This window comes from Dyadobacter sp. SG02, from assembly GCF_900109045.1.
Lineage (GTDB): Bacteria > Bacteroidota > Bacteroidia > Cytophagales > Spirosomataceae > Dyadobacter.
In genome coordinates, this window is sequence record NZ_FNYL01000011.1 from 181,082 (window position 1) to 200,891 (window position 19,810).

Consider the following 19,810-nt stretch of genomic DNA (forward strand, 5'->3'; position numbering starts at 1 on the left):
ATCAATATGGAGAAGATACACGCTACTACCGTCCTCGGGGTACTACACAATGGAACTGTTGCCCTCGGCGCGGACGGTCAGGCTACAATGGGCAATACGGTTGCCAAGAGTAATGTTAAAAAGATCCGCACATTGCAAGGCGGCAAAATTCTCGTCGGATTCGCGGGTTCCACAGCCGATGCATTCACATTACTGGATCGTTTTGAAGAAAAACTGAACGGCTACGGCGGCAATATGAAACGCGCGGCCATTGAACTGGCCAAAGACTGGCGCACCGACCGCTATTTGCGCAAACTGGAAGCGATGATGATTACGGCTAATAAAGATGAAATCCTCGTCATTTCCGGTACCGGAGATGTTTTGGAACCGGAAAACGGCATTGCGTCGATTGGCTCCGGCGGGAATTTCGCATTATCGGCTGCGCAGGCGTTGAAAAAACATGCTACGCATTTGAGTGCGGAAGAAATGGTCCGGGAAGGATTGACGATCGCGGCCGATCTTTGCATTTATACCAATCATAATTTGGTGATTGAGAAAGTAGTTCAGTAGTGAAACGGATGGCGCGAAGCTCTTGCTTCGTGCCTACTATTCGCAGGCCTCCGGCCGGTCAGAACATCTCAGAAGGTATTCTACGATGCCGCAACGCAGCCAGAGGCTGCATAATAGCGTGAACGAAGCAAGAGCTTCGCGCTATCGTCAGGAGCTTCGCGCCATCGTCAGGGGCTTCGCGCTATCGTCCTTACAACTCCGCCATCAGCGTCATCAGCTTCACCAGCGAATCAGAAATCACCCTGTTACTCCCAGGCACATACTTGTGCGCGATAACAGTAAAACTCAGCAACGCCCCGGATTTCGCATTCACGTAACCCGCAAACGCCCGCGTACCCTCGATGGACCCGCTCTTCGCGTGCGTGTTACCCGCAGCGCGTGAGCCTTTTCCAAGATTGCGGACAGTCCCATTCTGCCCTAGCACGGCAATGCTTTGGTAAAAATCCTTGTAACTCACATCCTTATTAGCCAGACTCAGAATGTCAGTCAGACTACCGGCGGTAATCGAACCGGAAGGCGATAACCCGCTCCCGTCTTTAATATAAAATCCGCGCAAATCCGCACCCCTGCCCGACCAGTAGCCGGTAATCGCCACAGCCGCATCGTCGAATCCCGAACTACCTGAAAGCCGCTTGCCGGATTGTTTGAAAAACACATCTGCAAACAGGTTAATGCTCCAAAAATTGGCTTGCTGGCACAACTCGCGCAACGGCGGAGACTTGTATTCGTCGATAATCTTTTTAGGGTTAGCCGTAAGCAGTACCCCATTTCCCGGAAGCTGTTCCGCCTCCGCTACCACTACCCCGTTGCCCGATAATGCATTCTTCAACGCATAAGCCGTGTACCATGCCGGGTCCGGAATAGAACCTTTGACGGTAAAAGTGGCATTACCAGCCGGTACAGTGCCGGTCAGCAATACATTATTACCCAGCGGGCTGCTGTAAATAATCGTTTTATCGCCGGAGCCGCGTTCGCCGGTGGTAACCTGGTTGGTGAAAGATAAATAGGGAATCGCAGGCTCGGTACCGAGTACCGTTGTAGGGTCGCCGGGATCGGTGCCGGGTTTGAATTTGACGCGATAGAGGTTTTCATTGAAATTCAGTCCCTGTACGCCGGCACCGTAATAATTGCCCATATCACCCCAAATCCAGGTACTCGCAACGGCTTCCTTATCGAAAAACGAAGCGTCGCCCACGACTTTGCCTTTAATGTATTTAATACCCGCTTTTTTTACCGCAGCAACCCACCGGTTGATCATTTCCGGTGCCGCAGGATAACCCTTGAACCGGTCGCTTCCGAGTGACGGATCGCCCGTTCCGTGAATGTAGAGATTACCAACGAGCGTATCGCCGCGGAGTGTACCGTCGTATTCAAGAAAAGTCTGGAATCGGAAATCACCCCCGAAGAGCGCAAGAACGGTTGCGGTGGAAACTAGTTTTAAGACAGACGCCGACGGCAGCGAACGTTCCGCATTCAATGCAAATACATTTTTACCCTCTTTGACAGCCTTCACACTCACCGCGAGTGAGCCGCTGCGCATGAACTCGCTGTTTTGCAATTCCAGTACGGCGTCGGAGAAACGGACCAGGCCGGTGCTGTCGATCGCCTGCGCCGACGCCGCGTTGCCCGTAAGGATTATGTAAAGTAAAAGAAGGGTGGCTCTCATCATATTAAATATTCGCCAGGCACAAAATTGATGCCGCTTTGCCTAAACTAGTAACTAATGTCCGTATCTCAGGCTGTTTTTTGGTACTTTTGTAAGATATTAGGCAATTGATTATTAGTTTACAAAGAAAAGATACAATAGTGATATTGATTTTTCCGCCAGACGAAAAATACCAATATAGCTTTCACCCCATACTATTTATATGAAATTGACATTTTGGGGGGCTTCGCAGCAGGTCACAGGTAGTATGTTCCTTTTGGAATCGGACGACTATCGCATCCTGATCGACTGCGGCTCCGATTTTGATCTGGATGAGATCGGCAAGAAGACAAGATATGAACAGCAGAAGAGCGTATTTCCGTTTGAACCGAGCCTGATCAACACCGTACTGCTCACACACGCGCACATCGACCACTCGGGTAACATTCCGAACCTGTACAAGGAGGGTTTCGAAGGAAGAGTGGTCTGTACCGAGCCTACCATGGCCCTGACGTCGCTTTTGTTGAAAGACGCGGCCAATCTGCACCAGAAACGGCTCAATTCACGGGTTAACTCCAAGAGACGCAGCGGCAAGAAAAAGAGGGAAGTGCCGATGGATTATTATATTGAAAAACATGTGATCGAGGCCATGGACAACTTCGTGCCCGTTGCATTCGGCCAGCGCTACCGCATTGCCGACAATGTGACGGTAACCTACTATGCCGCCGGCCATTTGCTCGGCGCAGCGCATATCGTATTGGAAGTGTATGAAAATGGCGAGAAAAAACGGCTTTGCTTCTCCGGGGACATCGGCCGTAAAAACTACCCGCTGCTGATCGACCCTCAGGAAATCCCGCAGGTGGACTACCTGATCTGCGAATCGACCTACGGAAACCGTTTGCACGAGGATAAGCGCGGGACGGTGGAAACGCTGGCGGATGTGATCAAGCGGACCTGCATCGATATTCCGGGCAGGCTCATTATCCCGTCATTCAGCGTGGGACGTACGCAGGCATTGCTTTACACGCTCAACAAGCTGTATCTCGACCAGTCGTTTCCCTACATTAAGGTATTCTCCGACAGCCCTTTGGCCCACAGCAGCACGAAGGTTTACCAGAAGCATTCACGCATGCTGAACAAGGAGGCGCGCGAGTTCAAGGAAGACAATGACATGCTTTTCGATTTCGAGAACCTGATCTACCTCGAAAGCGCCGATGCAAGCCGTGCCGTTTCAAATTATAACGAACCTTGCATTATCATTTCGTCGTCGGGTATGGTGCAGGGCGGGCGCGTGGAGGCGCACGTGGAGGCCAATATCGGCAATCCCTATGCTACGATTTTGATGATCGGTTACGCCTCGGAAGGGACGCTGGGATGGCGGCTTTTGAACGGGCAGGATACGATCTCGATTCGCGGAAAGCAGTATCCGGTCTTGGCTAATATTGAAAAAATTGACGTATTTAGCGGCCACGGAGACCAAAACGACTTAATTAATTTTGTAAAAATGCAGGATCCGGAGAAACTGAAAGGCATTTTCCTCGTCCACGGAGAGCAGCAAAGCATGGCTGAATTCCAAAGTAAAATCCAGGAAATCGGCTATCATTCGGTGGAAACGCCGTTGAGGGGTACTACTTACGAACTCTGACCGCCCCCCGATCCTGCCCACTAATCACAGAACCTGAATTATGAGAACATACCTCGATTTTGAAAAGCCTATGGCCGAGCTCGAACGCAAGCTCGAAGAAATGAAAGCGTTGGCGAATGAAAACAATGTGGATTTTTCGGACGCCATTGCGTTGCTGGAAGGCAACATCACCAACCTTCGAAAAGAAATATTTGAAAACCTCACACGCTGGCAGCGTGTGCAGCTTTCCCGCCACCCCGACCGTCCCTACACGCTTGATTACATCGAACTGATCTGCGACGAGTTCATCGAATTGCACGGAGACCGCCAGGTTCGCGACGATCCGGCTATTATCGGTGGTCTGGCGAATGTCGGCGGACAATCATTTATGCTTATCGGGCAGCAAAAAGGCCGCAATACCAAGCAGCGCCAGCACCGGAACTTCGGTATGCCGAACCCGGAAGGTTACCGCAAGGCATTGCGCCTCATGAAACTGGCCGAGAAGTTCAACAAGCCTATCGTGACGCTGATCGACACCCCGGGTGCATTCCCCGGAATGGAAGCCGAAGAGCGCGGACAAGGCGAGGCGATCGCACGTAACCTGAAAGAAATGTTCATGCTGAAAGTGCCCGTGATCTGTATCGTGATCGGCGAAGGTGCTTCCGGTGGTGCATTGGGTATTGCCATCGGCGACCGCGTATTGATGCTGGAAAACACCTGGTACTCGGTAATTTCCCCTGAAAACTGCTCGGCTATCCTTTGGAGAAGCTGGGATTTTAAGGAGCAGGCCGCCGAAGCGATGAAAATCACGGCGAAGGACATGACCAACTACAAGCTGGTAGACGGCATCGTGGCCGAGCCGCTGGGTGGTGCGCACCTCGACCACAAATGGATGGCCGAAGAGCTCAAAAGAACAATTCTTGAAAATATTGCCGAACTGGGCGCCATCAGCGAGCAGGACCGCATCGATCAGCGTATCGATAAATTCTGTGCAATGGGCGTGGTAGTTGAAGCGTAAGCATATCCATGAAAAACGACAAGATCAGGAATATCATTTTCGACCTCGGTGACGTCATTCTCAATATCGACGTCCCCATTGCTTCCAGGTCATTTGCCGATCTGAGCGGGCGCGAGCAGAGCGAGATACTCACTATTTTCAAAGAGAGTGAGATTTTCCGCCAGTTTGAAACCGGTGCAATGGACGAACCGGCGTTCCGGAACTACGTCCGCGAAATCCTGAATTTCCCTGATCTGTCGGACGAAGCCATCGACACTGCGTGGAACAGCCTGCTGCTAGACCTCCCGCCCGAGCGCGTGGAGCTGCTTAAAAAGCTGGCGACGCAATACCGGCTGTTCTTGCTCAGTAATACGAGTTCGATCCATATTACACAGGTTAACAAGATATTGGAAGCCTCGACTGGCGTAGAAAAACTCGGCGATTTGTTCGAAACCGTTTTTCTTTCCTACGAAATGGGCCTGATGAAGCCCGATCCCCGTATTTACCAGGAAGTGCTTGACAAAGCCGGTCTGAAAGCGGAGGAAACGCTTTTCCTCGACGACAACGCGGACAATATCCGCAGCGCGGCGCAGCTCGGCATCGATACCATTCACGTCCAAAAGCCGGTCACTATTCTGGAATACCTCCGAGACTATGCAGTCTAACACAAGAACCTACATCATTCAGGCGGCACTTTTTATCCTCACCATCATCACCACGACGATGGCTGGCGCTGAATGGATGTTCAACAGCATATTTGGTTTCGTTTACGACTTTTTATACTTCATGATCGGTGAAAAGGAAGCGAAGGCCATGCCGGCGCCTACCCGGATGCTCGGCTGGGCGGAGTTTGTGCAGGGGTTTCATTTCTCGATCCCCTTCCTGCTGATCCTCACGATCCATGAATTCGGGCACTATTTCGTTGCGAAGGCGCATAAGGTGAAAGTAACGCTGCCGTTTTATATTCCCTTGTGGTTCGGTATTTCTCAGAGCATCGGAACGCTCGGCGCATTCATCCGCATTAAAGAGGCCGTCCGGTCGCGGGTTAAATTCTTTGATATAGGCATTGCCGGTCCGCTGGCCGGGTTTGTTGCGGCATTGGTGGTCCTTTGGTACGGTTTTACCCACTTGCCGCCGCCGGACTATATCTTCAAGATCCACCCCGAGTACGAACGTTTCGGGCTGAATTACCCGCAATTCGTTTATGAAAACCCCACCGGCAATGTGATGCTCGGGGATAATATCCTGTTCTGGCTGTTCAAAACCTATGTGGCCGATCCTGCGCGCCTCCCGCACGCGTACGAGCTGATCCATTACCCATACCTTTTTGCGGGTTACCTCGCATTGTTTTTTACGTCGCTGAACCTCATCCCCATTGGCCAGCTCGACGGCGGCCATATCCTTTACGCGATGCTTGGCAAAAAGCGTTTCAATGCCATCGCCCCGTTCCTTTTCGGCATACTCGTGTTTTACGTAGGCCTCGGCGCTTTCCGTACCGAGTCATTTGCTACCGGTAGCGACGCGATATTCTATGAACGACTGCTTTACCTGGCCATTTACATTTACTTTCTGTACGTCTGTTTCAAACGCGCCTGCGATAATCCATCGACCGCATTGATGGTCAGCCTGCTGATCGTCGTCGGCCAGTTTGCATTATCCTACGTCCGCCCCGACCTGGAAGGCTCGGTCAACCTGCTGCCATTTGTCCTGATCCTTGGCCGTTTCCTAGGCATCCGCCACCCCGAAACCGAAGACGAAACCCCGCTCAACAAAGGCCGGATCGTGCTCGGTATCATTGCATTTGTCATTTTCGTGCTATCGTTCAGCCCTACGCCGCTGATTGTGATTGAGTAGAGGAGATAAGCCGTTGGCAGCCCTTTTAGTTAAAAAAAGCTGATTAGGCAATGTACATCTCCCGCAGACAATTCCTGGCAGCACTAGGCGCTACACCCATTATCGCGAACATCGACGTCGCCGATCCACCCTACACCTATTCCGTCAAAGGAAAACTCCCTGTTTCAGAAATGGCTACCACGCTCATTCACGAGCATGTACTGGTCGATTTCATTGGTGCGGAGAAGATTTCGCCGGATCGATGGAAACACGATGAGGTAATCCGGAAAGTCCTGCCCTACCTGCTCGAAATTAAGAAACGAGGCATTAAAACGCTGGTTGAATGCACACCGGCATTCATCGGCAGGGATGTGGTTTTGCTCAAAAAGCTTTCCGAACAGTCAGGTCTCAATATTCTGACCAATACGGGCTATTACGGCGCTTCCGACAATAAATATTTACCCAAATGGGCATTCACCGAAACTGCCGAACAACTCGCAAGTCGCTGGATCGCGGAGTTTGAGAACGGTATCGAGGGTACAGGCATACGGCCCGGATTTATCAAAACCGGGGTTAACAGCGGCAAATTGTCCGAACTCCACCAGAAGCTGGTCAGGGCGGCGGCGCTCACGCATTTGAAGACGGGGCTTACCATATGTTCGCATACCGGACCAGCAGTACCCGCACGCGAGGAAATTGAAATACTGAAACAGTCGGGCGTGCATCCGTCCGCATTCGTGTGGGTACACGCGAACGGGAGCGCGGAAGAGCTGGAAGATGTAGGCAAAAGCGGCTGCTGGATCAGTCTGGACGGGGTGAATGCCGACAATATCGCCAGGCATGTGGAGCTTATTTCTTTCCTCAAAAACAAGGGACGGCTCGGCCAGGTGCTTATTTCCCACGATGCGGGCTGGTACCGGCCGGGTGAGGCCGATGGAGGCGAGTTCAGGGGCTACACCACGATTTCCGACAAGCTGATTCCAGCATTGAAGACGCAAGGTTTTGCTGAGGCCGATACCCGTACGTTAATGGTTGCCAATCCGGCTAAGGCATTTGCGATCAGCATCCACAAAGGTTAGTACACCTATTTTTCAATCCGAAACTCAGTCCAGCCGTCGGGGCCGGTTCCCAACGCGAAATCGAAGCCGTGGTTGCCAAGGATTTCGCGGGTTAATGTGAGACCAATGCCCTGCCCGTCTCTTTTGGTGCTGAAAAACGGGTTGAAGAGCTTGATACTTACGTCGGGATCGATCGGTTTGCCGTTGTTACGGATTACCAGACGGTCGACAGTGGTGACTATGCGCACCTCCTGCCCGTTTTCGCACGCCTCCACCGCATTTTTGATCACATTGATCAGCACCTGCTCCATTTGGCCCTTATCGACATTCCAGAACACATCCTCTTCCGATTCGCTCAGTACTTTCACATTCCCGACAGAGGCCGCATTCTGCATAAACACGGCCACATCGCGCGTGAGGGTGCCCATATCCGTGCGTTCGCAAACCGGCGCAGGCAGGCGCACCACGTCCGCGAAGTTGCGCATGAAGCGCGTGAGCTGCTGGTTTCGTTCCGACGCCACGTGCAATGCATCCTTAATGTCGCGGTAATCGGTGTCGGGCAGTAAATGCGTTGTGGTTTGCAATATCGAATCAGTGGCGCCCAGGGTGTTGTTCACTTCATGGGCCATCATTCTGATCACCTTACCATAAGCATTCTTCTCCGATTCGAGAATTTCATGGGTCAATTCCTCTATCATCAGAAACGAGCGACGGAAGCCGCGGTCCATAAAATGCGAGCGCTGGCCCTTGAAAGTAGCAATGCCATTGGTCTTGATCATCCTGGATTCGCCATCCGCCAGACCTGCCAGCTCGGTAAGCAACGGCAGGCCCGTTTCTTCCGGCTTTTTCCCTGTCAATGTAGTGTGATCCTGCTCAAACTGGCCCTTCGCCTTGCTGTTGAGCGATTCGATGCGATCGTCGTAATCGAGGATAATGATGGAAATCGGGGATGCTTCTATCAGTTTTTCCAAAAAGAAATGCTGCTCGTTCAGCTTGATACGCTCCTCGCGCAGCTGATCGATCATCATGTTATAGACCTCTATCAGCACATCGACCTCCCCTTTGCCGGTCGGCACGAACTTGATGGAAAAGTCTTTGTCCTTAATGGCCTCGATTCCGGACTTCACAAATTGGATAGGTTGCATAAAATTGGTGTAGAGCACGACAGACATACCCGCCGACAGCAACAAAAACACTTCCGAGGCGATGAAAAGGGCCTTATTCTCAAAAAGCAGTTTGTAAACCAGCACGACCAATACCAGATGCAGGACCACGATATAGGCAATGTATTTCGTCTTCGTGGATAATCTCATATCTCCTCCGAATCAAAGGATATGCCAAACTTTTCCAACCGCCGGTACAATGCGAAGCGGGTGATCCCCAGCGAACGGGCCACCTTGCTTACCTTGCTCTGATGGTGCTGCATCGCCCTGACAATCATCTGATACTCCATTTCTTCCAATGTAATGCTGCCCACTTCGGGCACATGCTTTTGTGCGGATGCTGCATTACCGGCATTCATATTTCGCTGAAAATTATCGACATCGAGTATATTGTTGCCTGCCAGGAGGACAGTCCGCTCCACCAGGTTTTTGAGCTGACGGATATTGCCTTGCAGCGGCAGTGTTTTGAGCCATTTCAAAGCGGCATTGCTTATTTTCAGCTCCGGTCGGTTGTAAATCGTTTTCAGGTTATCGGCAAAAAACGCAGACAGTAACGGAATATCGTCCGGTCGCTCGCGCAACGCGGGAAGTTTCACGGTAATGAGGTTAATGCGGTAGTAAAGATCTTCCCGGAATGTCCCCTGGGCTACCATTTCTTCCAGGTTGCGGTTGGTAGCGCAAATAACGCGCACATCCACCGTCCGGCTCTTGCTGCTTCCCAGCGGCTCGAATGTACGTTCCTGCAACACGCGCAGGAGCTTCACCTGGCTCGACAAATCGAGTTCCCCGATTTCATCCAGAAAGATCGTTCCGCGGTGCGCCATTTCGAAACGGCCCATCCGGTCTGTTTTAGCATCGGTAAATGCCCCGCGCACGTGCCCGAACAGCTCGCTTTCGAACAAGGTGGAAGAAATACCGCCCAGGTTTACCTTTACAAATGGCCTTACTTTCCGGCGGCTGTTCAGGTGAATCGCTTCGGCGATCAGCTCCTTACCCGTTCCACTCTCGCCCGTAATGAGCACAGGCGCGTCCGTAGGCGCAACACGACCGATGGTTTCGAGAATATCGAGCAGCTTCGGGTTTTCACCGACGATGTTTTCAAAATGGTATTGCTGATCCAGTTTTCGCCGGCTCCCCACCTGCTGCACCGGCTTGGCCAGGTTCAGGATCGTGCGGATAGACTGGATCAGGTAATCGTTCTGCCAGGGTTTTGTCACGAAATCGGCGGCGCCCTCCTTCATACCCCGCACGGCCAGATCGATCGTGCCCCAGCCGGTAATCAGGATCACCGGAATGGCCGCATTATGCTTTTTAATGCGTTGCAACAACTGCATTCCCTCCTTACCCGAGGTTTCAATCGAAAAATTGAGGTCGAGCAAGATCAGTTCCGGCGTCACCACTTTCAGTATTTCAAAAGTTTCCTCCGGCGAACCCGCAGCACGCACATCGAATCCCTCCTTTTTCAAAAGAAGCAAAAGGGAAGTGCGGATGGCGATGTCGTCGTCTACGATCAGGAGCATGGTACTGAATTTTGAATGAGCCGCCGTGGAACGGGGAATAATTTTTGAATGAGTGAATGAGTGAATAAAGTCAAGTGTGGTCAGACCTGGTCATGAAATTGTGAAGATAAAAACAATACTTGACCACTTCTGACCTAATGACGAATCATTCGGGCATTCGGTCATTCCGTTATTCTTCATGCAACGCCACCGCCGGATGTATCGCGGCGGCCAGCTTGCTGGGGAACCAGGCGCAAAGTGTTACAATGATATAAATTACGGCGACGGCGGCCAAGATCGCGATGATGTAAATTTCCTTATCGAGGTCAAAAACGTTCATGAGCGGGAACTGGACGGCAAAAATAAGGCCGATGATGAGGCTGAATGTAGCCAGTACCCAAATTTCGCCCAGAAATTGGCTGGTAACCCCGGATTCCGTCGCACCCATGGCACGACGCAGGCCTATTTCACCTTTGCGCTTTGCGATATTGAGGTTCAGTACACCGAAAAGGCCCAATGCGACATTGGTTAACAAAAACCCACTGACAATCAGGAAAATAATTACGGGAACGAGTGTCAGGTTCTCACGATTTTTGCGTGAATCTTTAAGATAACCCACCTCAACACCCCAGCCCGGCAACATCATTGCGATGTCTTTCACCAGCCGCGCCTCGAAGTTGGCATCGGTTCCCGGTTTGGTTTTGATCAATATATTCGAATTCCAGCGATCGTTTTTTTCCAGCATCTGGAACAGCCCGGGGTTATCCGACATAAACTTACCTTTTGCCTTGAACTTGTCGACAATGCCGACCACTTTGTACGACGTCTTTTCGTCGCGTTTCACGACCTTGTTCAAACCGGACTCGTTTTGAAACAGCTTATCTTCCATCACCTGATTGATTACAATGGGAATGAATTTGCCTACCAGGTCGCTTTCGGCATACCAGCGGCCCTTCTTAACGGGTATATCGAGCACTTTGGCGAGTTCGCTGTCGGTATAGTAAAAATCTCCTCCCACATCCACCTTATTGTAGTTGATCGAATTTCCGATCTGATTGGCCGAAAAGGGCGTATTACTGCTCATGCGGCTGGCGGCGGTTACTTCCGGGTACGATCGCACGCGTTGCATGGCGCGCTGCAATTTCGAGGCTATTTCGGTGGTATCCTGGTTCGTGGACAGTTCCAGGTTCCATACCTGCTCGTACTGGAAGCCGATGGGCTGCAAGTAGTTGCGTAAATTAAAAACAATGAGCGTAAGCACGCCGAAAAGCACCATAAAAGCGGCCCATACCTCGATAATGAGCAGGGAATGCGTGCCTTTTTTATTCCATATTAATTTAAAAAGATGTCGTAGCATGGCTAGGCAAGGATTAAAATGAGAGAATCGACGTCACGCTTTCAGCGCTTCCGCTATTTTCAATCTCGACATTCGGAAAGCCGGTAAAACCCCCGACAGCAACCCGAAAACGAGACAGAACAATATGCTGACCAAAAATACCGGCAGGTTGATCGTGAGGTCGGCATAGGCTATCCATCCGCTGGAATTGATGAACTGAATGACGACGAATGTGAGTATCAGGGCAAATGCGCCACCAATGAAGGTAATGAACACGTTTTCAATGATAAACTGCCACAAAAGTGCTTTCGAAGGCGCCCCAAATGCCTTCCTGACGCCGATTTCCGACGCGCGTTCGAGAATGCGGCTCACATTCACATTGACCAGGTTCACAGCCGGAAGCCCCATGATCATGAGCAGTACCAGCCCCACGATCGCGTAAAGTGCAACCCGGTCCTTGTCGCTTCTTGTGAACGTGCTGAGGAAATGTTCGAAATAAGTGTCTGCCTTGACGATCAGTATATTGAACTGGTTATTGTTGGAGTATTCCGCGCGCGGAATGCGTGCAATGTGGCTATCGAATTCCGCCTGTATCGCGGGAATATCAGTAGGCTTTTTGGCCAGCACAATGGCCACGAAGCGACCGCGCATGCCCTTTTCCTCGTAGTTACTTTTGGGGGCTGTATAGGGGAAATACACGTCCGAATAGGTGTAAATCCGCGTGGGAGGGCTGCCTTTCACCACACCTATCACGCGGTAGTTGATGTTTTCGATATCGATCGTTTTACCCACAACCGCTTCCTCGGCGCTTCCGAAATACTGCTCACGCAGCGCATCGGTAATGACAGCCACGTGGTCGGCATTGCGGACATTCGTTTCGTCGTACGGCTTACCTTCCAGGAACTCGAAATCGGTCACCGACCAAAAATCGACATCGGTGTATTTGGTATTCAATTTGATCCGCTTCCCGTTCACATAGGCATTGGAAAAGCCGAAATTGTTCATGATCGACACGCGCTCAGCAGTCTTCAACGATTTGCCATACTTTGTCAAAAACTCGAATGAAGCCGGCCCCGACGACATGGTTGTATTGGCAGAGTCGGTTTGTACCAGGTTAGCGATATAAAGCGACCGCGCACGTTTGGCCTCCGGGTAATGCGCGCCAAAAAGGTGATCGAGAAAAGAAGTCACCACCATCAGCACCGTCAGCGTAAGCGTAATGCCGAAAAGCGTGATGAAAGTATAGAAAGGATGCCGCAGCAATACCTTCCAGGCGATTTTTATGTAGTTTGAAAGCATTTGTTCAATGATTGAATGACCGAATGACTGAATTTTGAATGAGTGAATGAGTGAATGAGTGAATGAGTGAATTGGAGGTCAGGTCTGGTCATGTGTGTTGTCGGGTGTAGTCAATTATTGTGTATAAACTAATCTTGACAATTCATGACTACTTCTGACTCAATGACAATTTATTCACTCATTCACTCATTGACTAATTCACTCATTAACTAACCTGCGTCCCGTCAAACAGCCTGATGAGCCTGTCTGTCTTCTTCGCCATGGCTTCGTCGTGGGTGACCATGACGATGGTAGCGCCGTCGCCGTTCAGCTTTTGGAGAATGCCCAGGATTTCGTTGCCCATAGCGCTGTCGAGGTTGCCGGTGGGCTCGTCGGCGAGGATGATTTCGGGTTTACCGACAATTGCCCGGGCAATGGCGACGCGCTGCTTTTGTCCGCCCGAAAGTTGCTTGGGAAAATGCTTCATCCGGTTGCTCAACCCCACTTTTTCCAATGCTTCCTGCGCGAGCTCGCGACGCTGCTTTGCCGACGTATTCCTGTAAAGCAGCGGAATTTCGACGTTATCTATCACCGATAGATCATTTATCAGGTGAAAGCTCTGAAAAATAAAGCCCAGCTTGCGGTTGCGCAATTCGGCCAGGTGTTTGTCGGTATAGCGCTCCACCGGCGAGCCGTCAATCTCGATCTGGCCCTTCGAGGGCGCGTCGAGCAGCCCGATAATGTTCAGCAAAGTACTCTTCCCGCAACCCGAAGGCCCCATGATCGAAACGAACTCTCCTTTCTTCACATCAATATTGATGTTATTCAAAGCCAGCGTTTCGATGGAGCTGGTACGGTACACTTTTTCTACGTTTTGGAGTTTGATCATGGCGTTGGTACGGGTATGAATGAATTTTGAATGAGTGGATGAGTGAATGAGCCGCCGTTCCAGGGCTCATTCAATAGGCGATCTTCTTGTTTAACTCAAAATCATAAAGCGTCAGCAGCCGCAGACTGTAATATGCCTGCCAGTAATCGCGCAATGCGAGAATGTAATCGCGGCGGGCGATGTCTTTTTCCTGGGTGGCGATGCCGAGGTCGGTTACGCTGAGGTCGCTGAGGATGAAACGCTCCTTGGCGATCTGGTACCTTTCGGCGGCAATGCCGTCGGCGACCTGCGTGAGTTTTACCTGCTTTTGCAGCATTTGTAAAAGGGTTACCTGGGTGAATATTTCCTGTTCAAATGTAAGCTTATCCTGCTCTACCGATTGTTGCGTAAACTCGCGGTTGGCCCGCGCCACCTCCGTGCGGGCCTTGTTGCGTCCCCAGGTGAGAATGGGTAATGTGAGCTGCAACTCCACAAACTCGCGGTCCTGCGGGCTCACGTATACATCGCGCGGGAGGTTGCCCTGGTTGGAAAGCCCGAAATTCGCATTCAGCGTAGCATTCAGGCCATTGGTACGCCGGGCATCTTCCACGTCGCGTTCGGCTTCGAGTAATCTGCGCCGGAATGCTACCGAGGCCGAGCGATTGGCAAATGCCTCGTCGAGGGCCAGCCGGGCGTCTACCGCGAATTCGCTCGCTTCGGCCGGAATGGCCAGTTCCAGCTCGCGCTCGTCACGCGTGCCCATGTACATTTTCAGTTTGAGCGACGCCACAGCCGCCGATTGCTGTGCCGAAGCGAGGTCTTTCTGCGCAGTAAGCAGCCCCATTTGAAGTTGCAAAAGGTCGTTCTGAGAGATTTTGCCCAGTTCCAGCTTATGTTTCGCGATTTTGAACAGCGTGTCGTTATTGCTCCGGTTCTTCTCGGCAATCTGCAAATTTACCTGCGACACCAGCAGATCGAAATAGAAACCGGTCGCATCCAGCGCCACCTGTTCCAGCGACTGAATGTATTGCTGGTTGCCTTCCTGGTATTTCAAAGGCGAGATCCTCCGGTCCCATTTAAGGGGGTTAAACTGAAACAACGGCTGTTTAATGCCTATTTCAAACGGAATACCATTGTAGCTCGTCACGTCGCGATGAAAATCGTCGAAACGCTGCATTTGCTGCTGCACGTAAACCGTTCCGCCCGTCATAGCGATACTCTGGCTAAGCGACAGGCTGAGCATAGAGTTGTTGTTGGATACGTTTTTGAATGAAACCGTGCCGTCGGGCTGCGGGACCTGGATGTAGGAGCGTGTGAACCCCGGTACCGTTCCCAGCAGGCTTAGTTGCGGCTTGTAATCGGCCTGGAACGAGCGGTACTGCCAGTAATTGGTCTTTTTTTGCGTCACGGCCTGTTTGGAGGCAATAGACTGCTCTTTCGACTGCTGCACCACTTCTTCCAGCGTCAGCTTGCGAATCTGCGCCGAAACGGTACCGGAAAGTATGATGAAAATCCAGATAAAAAGCTTTCTCATAGTCATTGAATGGTAAGCTCTTCAAGATGTTCGTAATCATTCATGTTGGTCAGGATGACCTTCTCCCCGGCATTCACGCCATTTTTAATTTCGACATAATCAAAATTGGAAAGGCCGGTTTCGATTTGCCTCCGGCGTGCTTTGCCGTTTTCGAGGATGTATACGAATTGTTTCCGCTTACCCGTAAACGCCGGGCCGTTAGCGACGCGCAATGTTTTGGCGCTCTTGCTCGTCACCACATACACTTCGACTTTCATATTAGGCCTCAGCGATTCGTTCCGCGCATTATCGAGCTGGATCGTGAACCCGATGACGCCATCCTTCACGGCCGGCTTCACCTGTGTGATCACCCCGCGCAACTGGACGTCGTTGATTTTGATGATCGCACCGAGCCCCGCCTTTACCTGATCGGCATAGGCGTCCGAACAACTTCCTTCCACCCTGAAACTACCCAGGTCTGCTACCTTGGCCAGCATTTCACCTTCATTCACCGATGAACCGATATTCTCGTTCACCCACGTGAGCACACCCGGGCGATCGGCTACGATGTCGGCCATTTTGAGTTTATGCTGCAATTCCTGCAAGTTTTTGCCTTCGATCTGCGCCCCGAGCTCGGTTTCCCGCAAGCTGGCGCCCATCGATTCACGGTTGTATTTCAGGTCGTTTTCAAGCTGCCGCTTTTCGAGTTCCGAGATTTTCAATGCGTTCTCGGCGCGGGTAATGTCTTCGACCGTCCCGCCACCTACCCTTTGGAGCCGTTTAGCGTCCTCAAAATCGGCTTTCAGTTTATTGATATTCAGCGACTTGATCTTGTCGTTAATCTCGGCATCATACAAATCCTTGTTCAACTTCATCCGCAGCTGATCGATACTGTTCTTTTTCAGTTCGAGTTGATCTTCGTAGCGTTCGGATTCGATCTCTGTTAATGATTTATCGAGTTCTACAATGCGCTGGCCGGGCTTTACACGGGTACCGGGCGTAAGCAGAATACGCTTGATGCTCGCGCGGATGGGACTCGTGAAGATCTGTTCGTAAGCGGGGATGATCTCCCCGGAAGCAGTAAGGGTATTTTCCACGTCGCCGGTTTCGACGGTACCTGTTCTGATCCGCGCGCTTTCAAGCGTACTCGAAAGCGACTTTTTGAAAAAGTAAAAAAGGACTGCCAGCCCTACCCCGACGGCCCCGATGATCAGCCATCGGCGGTTTCTGGTTAGCTTGACATATTCCGGTGCAATTTCCCGATCCATGTGGGTTTTATTGGAGGTTTCAGTGAAAAAATTCATGGCTAATACGCCTTCATTTATCCGAAATCCGTGCCAACATCTAACACACTACAAATCAGCCATTTATAATATATTTTTAAAACAAAAAACCGTGCGATAACGCACGGTCGGTGTGATTTCAAACTTATTTCTTTCGCTGTTAACTTTCCGTCAGGTTTTCAGTTTCTTCTTTTTCGCGGCGGGGAAAAGGATATTGTTCAGGATCAAACGGTAGCCCGCGGAGTTAGGATGCAGGTTCAGGTCGGTGGGTTCCTCGCCTACCCGGTGCTGGTAATCCTCCGGATCATGGCCACCGTAGAACGTAAAGAAGCCCTTGCCATGCGTACTGTGAATGTAGCGCGCCTCGCCGGCATTTTTGTTCTCCGCCAGGATGATTACCTCCGGTTTGATCAAGCGATTTTTGAATGCGGTAGTTTGTCCGAGAAAGCCCTTAATGATAGTCTGGTGGTTCTGTGTGAGCATACTCGGTACCGGGTCCCATTTGGCCGAAAACTGGAAGAGCGAGAAAAAGTCGTTCGCTTCGATCATACCGCGCTCGTCGGGCTGGTTATCGATGTCCGAAAACTCGATTTCATAAGGGTATGGGATCGTTTTGAAATCGTGGAATGCGAAGGAATTGTTGTAATTCAGCTTTCCGTTTGCAGTAGGGTCGGCCGGTGTGCCGTCGTACATCGCGTCCACAATGTCGATGCCATCTGCTGCGAGCGCAATGTCGAATGTATCCGTCGCATTACACATCGCAAACATGTAGCCTCCGCCCGTTACAAACTCGGCGATCCTTTTAGCGACCGCCAGCTTCATTTGAGGTACATTGTTAAACTGGAATTTGGTAGCGGTCTCTTCTGCTTCTTTCTTCTGCTCGCGGTACCAGGGATAATCCTTGTATTGGAAGAATTTACCAAACTGGCCGGTGAAATCCTCGTGGTGCAAATGCAGCCAGTCGTATTCGGGTAATTTGTTATTCAAAACCTCGTCGTCGTACACTACGTCGTAGGGAATTTCGGCATAGGTAAGCACCAGTGTCACGGCATCGTCCCATGGAAGTTTGGATTTGGGAGAATATACGGCAATGCGGGGCGCTTTTTGAAGTTTCACGGCATCCATATTCACATCCGGCGAGCTGATCTGGTTCAATATCTGCCCGGCCTGGCCTTCGGAGATCACTTCGAAACTCACGCCACGTACCGTCATTTCCGAGGCAAATTGCTGATTGTAAGCCACCATAAAACTGCCGCCCCGGTAGTTGAGGAGCCAGTCCATTTCCATTTCGTAATTTTTCAGGATCCAGTAAGATATGCCGTACGCCTTCAGATGGTTTTTCTGCGACTCGTCCATCGGGATCAGCAGGCGGTTTGCCATAGCATTCAGCGAGCCGATCAAAAAAATGACGAGCGGGATATACAAGCGTATCACTGGTTTGATTCTTTCGACTTTCATGCGCAGTTTTACATTCAGGTAAAGATTAAATATAATAAAGAAACCGTCACGATACGAAATCTACCACAAAACTCGTACCGGTTTCTGACGTCTGAGCCCCGTCGGGATTCCCTCCGGACTTCGTGCGAACAACATTACTAACGACCAAACCCTGTTTCTGGTGCATCAGCTTTACACGCCATGATTATACGCGAAAACATCGAAGAAGGCCTGCGTTCGATCCAAAGTAACCTCCTCCGGACTGTACTTACAGCCATGATCATCGCCATCGGCATTACCTCCCTCGTGGGGATCCTCACAGCCATCGACGGCATTCAGGGCTCGGTCAACAGCAGCTTCGCCGATCTTGGCGCCAACACATTCACCGTGCGCAACCGCGATGACGACGAATTTCGCAGCGGAGGGCGCCGGAGCAAACAATATCCCGCCGTTACGTATCGCCAGGCAATCACTTTTGCTCAAAAATTCAAAGCTTCCTACGAAGCCACCGCCTCACTTTCGTCCAACATCGGCGGCGCGGTGCAAGTCAATTACCGGAGCAAAAAAACCAACCCGAACAGCGACGTAGTCGGCTCCGACGACCAATACCTGGGCATCAACGGCTACAAGATCGACCTGGGCCGAAATCTCGACAAGAATGACCTCGAAAAATCCCTGAATGTTGCAGTTTTAGGGCAAGAAATTGCGCGTAAACTTTTCGAAAACAGCGACCCGCTCAACAAGGAAATCACTTTCATGGGCAGTCGTTATAAAGTAATCGGTGTCCTCGCCAAAAAGGGCTCGCTGGGCGGCAATAATAACTCCGACAGGCTTATTCTCATTCCACTTGAAAGCGGCCGTGGCCTCGCTGCCAACCGCACGCTTACTTACAATATCACCGCTTCGGCACCTAATGCCGCCGATGGTGACCTGATTGTCGAAGAAGCGCGCGGCATGATGCGCCGCATCCGCAGCGACGAGCTCGGCAAGGAAGATTCGTTTACCATCGACCGGGCCGATGCAATGGTGAAAGATTTTGCGGAAGTCAGTGGTTACCTACGCCTCGGCGGCTTTGTGATCGGCACCGTCACATTGCTCGGCGCTGCCATTGCATTGATGAACATCATGCTCGTTTCAGTTACCGAACGGACGCGTGAAATCGGCATCCGGAAATCTCTGGGCGCCACCCCACGCGTGATCCGCATGCAATTCCTGATCGAAGCGATCGTCGTCTGCATCCTGGGCGGTATCGGTGGCTTGATCCTCGGCATCATCGTCGGCAACGCCATTACAGGCGTCATCAGCGAAAACAGCACATTCGTAGTCCCCTGGCTCTGGATGGCCGTCGGCATTGCCATATGCGTGATGGTGGGCGTGCTCTCAGGCATCTACCCGGCCATCAAAGCATCGCGCCTGGACCCTATCGAGGCATTACGCTATGAATAAGCGGGTTAGCATTTACGCCTAAAATTTCTCACAAAAATCTTACGAAAATTTGCATTGCGGGCTTGCTTAATCTCTTTTTCTGCCTACTTTTGCACTCCCAACAAGTAAGAGAATGCCCAGATGGCGGAATCGGTAGACGCGTTGGTCTCAAACACCAATGAGGTTACACTCGTGCCGGTTCGACTCCGGCTCTGGGTACAAAAGCCCTTCAACGCAAGTTGAGGGGCTTTTTTGCTTTGGGCATCTTAGAAAATTACGCTCAAACCTTAGGAATAGATTAG

General features: G+C 51.2%; 16 protein-coding genes and 1 tRNA gene. 8 read left to right on the forward strand and 9 right to left on the reverse strand.

Going from position 1 to position 19,810, the window contains the following annotated elements; genetic code table 11:
* Window positions 1–6: 6 nt before the first annotated feature.
* Window positions 7–549, forward strand: a complete 543-nt coding sequence (gene hslV, locus BMW93_RS24340) for an ATP-dependent protease subunit HslV (protein ID WP_015815054.1) — start codon at window positions 7–9, stop codon at window positions 547–549.
* Between the two features lie 190 nt (window positions 550–739).
* Here hslV and dacB read toward each other — a convergent pair whose 3' ends face one another.
* Window positions 740–2,218 (reverse strand): D-alanyl-D-alanine carboxypeptidase/D-alanyl-D-alanine-endopeptidase, encoded by a 1,479-nt coding sequence (gene dacB / locus BMW93_RS24345; RefSeq protein ID WP_090382473.1) that lies wholly within the window; start codon window positions 2,216–2,218, stop codon window positions 740–742.
* Between the two features lie 199 nt (window positions 2,219–2,417).
* Between dacB and BMW93_RS24350 the strand changes: the two genes are divergently transcribed.
* From BMW93_RS24350 to BMW93_RS24370, 5 genes are read left to right on the forward strand one after another with little or no spacing between them, the layout of a single operon-like run.
* The gene (locus tag BMW93_RS24350; protein ID WP_090382477.1) at window positions 2,418–3,839 is read left to right on the forward strand and encodes an MBL fold metallo-hydrolase RNA specificity domain-containing protein; all 1,422 of its coding nucleotides are present in this window, start codon (window positions 2,418–2,420) and stop codon (window positions 3,837–3,839) included.
* Window positions 3,840–3,879: 40 nt separating this feature from the next.
* Window positions 3,880–4,836: an acetyl-CoA carboxylase carboxyltransferase subunit alpha gene (locus tag BMW93_RS24355; protein ID WP_090382481.1), complete on the forward strand. Its 957-nt coding sequence runs from the start codon at window positions 3,880–3,882 to the stop codon at window positions 4,834–4,836.
* A gap of 8 nt (window positions 4,837–4,844) precedes the next feature.
* Entirely contained in the window at window positions 4,845–5,480 is a 636-nt protein-coding gene (locus BMW93_RS24360) for an HAD family phosphatase (RefSeq protein WP_090382486.1), read from the forward strand.
* Entirely contained in the window at window positions 5,470–6,669 is a 1,200-nt protein-coding gene (locus tag BMW93_RS24365) for a site-2 protease family protein (RefSeq protein WP_090382489.1), read from the forward strand. The genes BMW93_RS24360 and BMW93_RS24365 overlap by 11 nt, the downstream gene beginning before the upstream one ends.
* 50 nt (window positions 6,670–6,719) lie before the next feature.
* Window positions 6,720–7,727 carry a phosphotriesterase gene (locus tag BMW93_RS24370; protein WP_090382491.1) on the forward strand — a complete coding sequence of 336 codons (1,008 nt, stop codon included), beginning with the start codon at window positions 6,720–6,722 and terminating at the stop codon, window positions 7,725–7,727.
* A 5-nt stretch (window positions 7,728–7,732) separates the two neighbouring features.
* On the opposite strand, the gene BMW93_RS24375 is transcribed toward BMW93_RS24370, so the two are convergent.
* The 8 genes from BMW93_RS24375 to BMW93_RS24410 form a co-directional block, all read right to left on the reverse strand.
* Window positions 7,733–9,019 carry a PAS domain-containing sensor histidine kinase gene (locus BMW93_RS24375; RefSeq protein WP_090382493.1) on the reverse strand — a complete coding sequence of 429 codons (1,287 nt, stop codon included), beginning with the start codon at window positions 9,017–9,019 and terminating at the stop codon, window positions 7,733–7,735.
* Window positions 9,016–10,389 (reverse strand): sigma-54 dependent transcriptional regulator, encoded by a 1,374-nt coding sequence (locus BMW93_RS24380; RefSeq protein WP_090382496.1) that lies wholly within the window; start codon window positions 10,387–10,389, stop codon window positions 9,016–9,018. Before BMW93_RS24380 ends, BMW93_RS24375 begins: the two co-directional genes overlap by 4 nt.
* Window positions 10,390–10,558: 169 nt before the next feature.
* Window positions 10,559–11,725: an ABC transporter permease gene (locus BMW93_RS24385; protein WP_090382498.1), complete on the reverse strand. Its 1,167-nt coding sequence runs from the start codon at window positions 11,723–11,725 to the stop codon at window positions 10,559–10,561.
* A gap of 33 nt (window positions 11,726–11,758) precedes the next feature.
* A complete protein-coding gene (locus tag BMW93_RS24390; protein ID WP_090382501.1) occupies window positions 11,759–13,003 on the reverse strand; it encodes an ABC transporter permease in 1,245 nt (414 codons plus the stop codon).
* A 205-nt stretch (window positions 13,004–13,208) separates the two neighbouring features.
* A complete protein-coding gene (locus tag BMW93_RS24395) occupies window positions 13,209–13,871 on the reverse strand; it encodes an ABC transporter ATP-binding protein (RefSeq protein ID WP_090382503.1) in 663 nt (220 codons plus the stop codon).
* Between the two features lie 70 nt (window positions 13,872–13,941).
* Window positions 13,942–15,390, reverse strand: coding sequence for a TolC family protein (locus tag BMW93_RS24400; protein WP_090382505.1), 1,449 nt, complete (start codon window positions 15,388–15,390; stop codon window positions 13,942–13,944).
* Window positions 15,387–16,631 (reverse strand): efflux RND transporter periplasmic adaptor subunit, encoded by a 1,245-nt coding sequence (locus BMW93_RS24405; RefSeq protein ID WP_090382714.1) that lies wholly within the window; start codon window positions 16,629–16,631, stop codon window positions 15,387–15,389. The genes BMW93_RS24400 and BMW93_RS24405 overlap by 4 nt, the downstream gene beginning before the upstream one ends.
* Window positions 16,632–16,817: 186 nt before the next feature.
* Window positions 16,818–18,104 carry an asparagine synthetase B gene (locus BMW93_RS24410; protein ID WP_229240771.1) on the reverse strand — a complete coding sequence of 429 codons (1,287 nt, stop codon included), beginning with the start codon at window positions 18,102–18,104 and terminating at the stop codon, window positions 16,818–16,820.
* Between the two features lie 180 nt (window positions 18,105–18,284).
* On the opposite strand from BMW93_RS24410, the gene BMW93_RS24415 reads away from it, so the two are divergent.
* A complete protein-coding gene (locus BMW93_RS24415; RefSeq protein WP_090382508.1) occupies window positions 18,285–19,529 on the forward strand; it encodes an ABC transporter permease in 1,245 nt (414 codons plus the stop codon).
* A gap of 114 nt (window positions 19,530–19,643) precedes the next feature.
* Window positions 19,644–19,727 (forward strand) — tRNA-Leu (locus tag BMW93_RS24420).
* Window positions 19,728–19,810 lie beyond the last annotated feature (83 nt).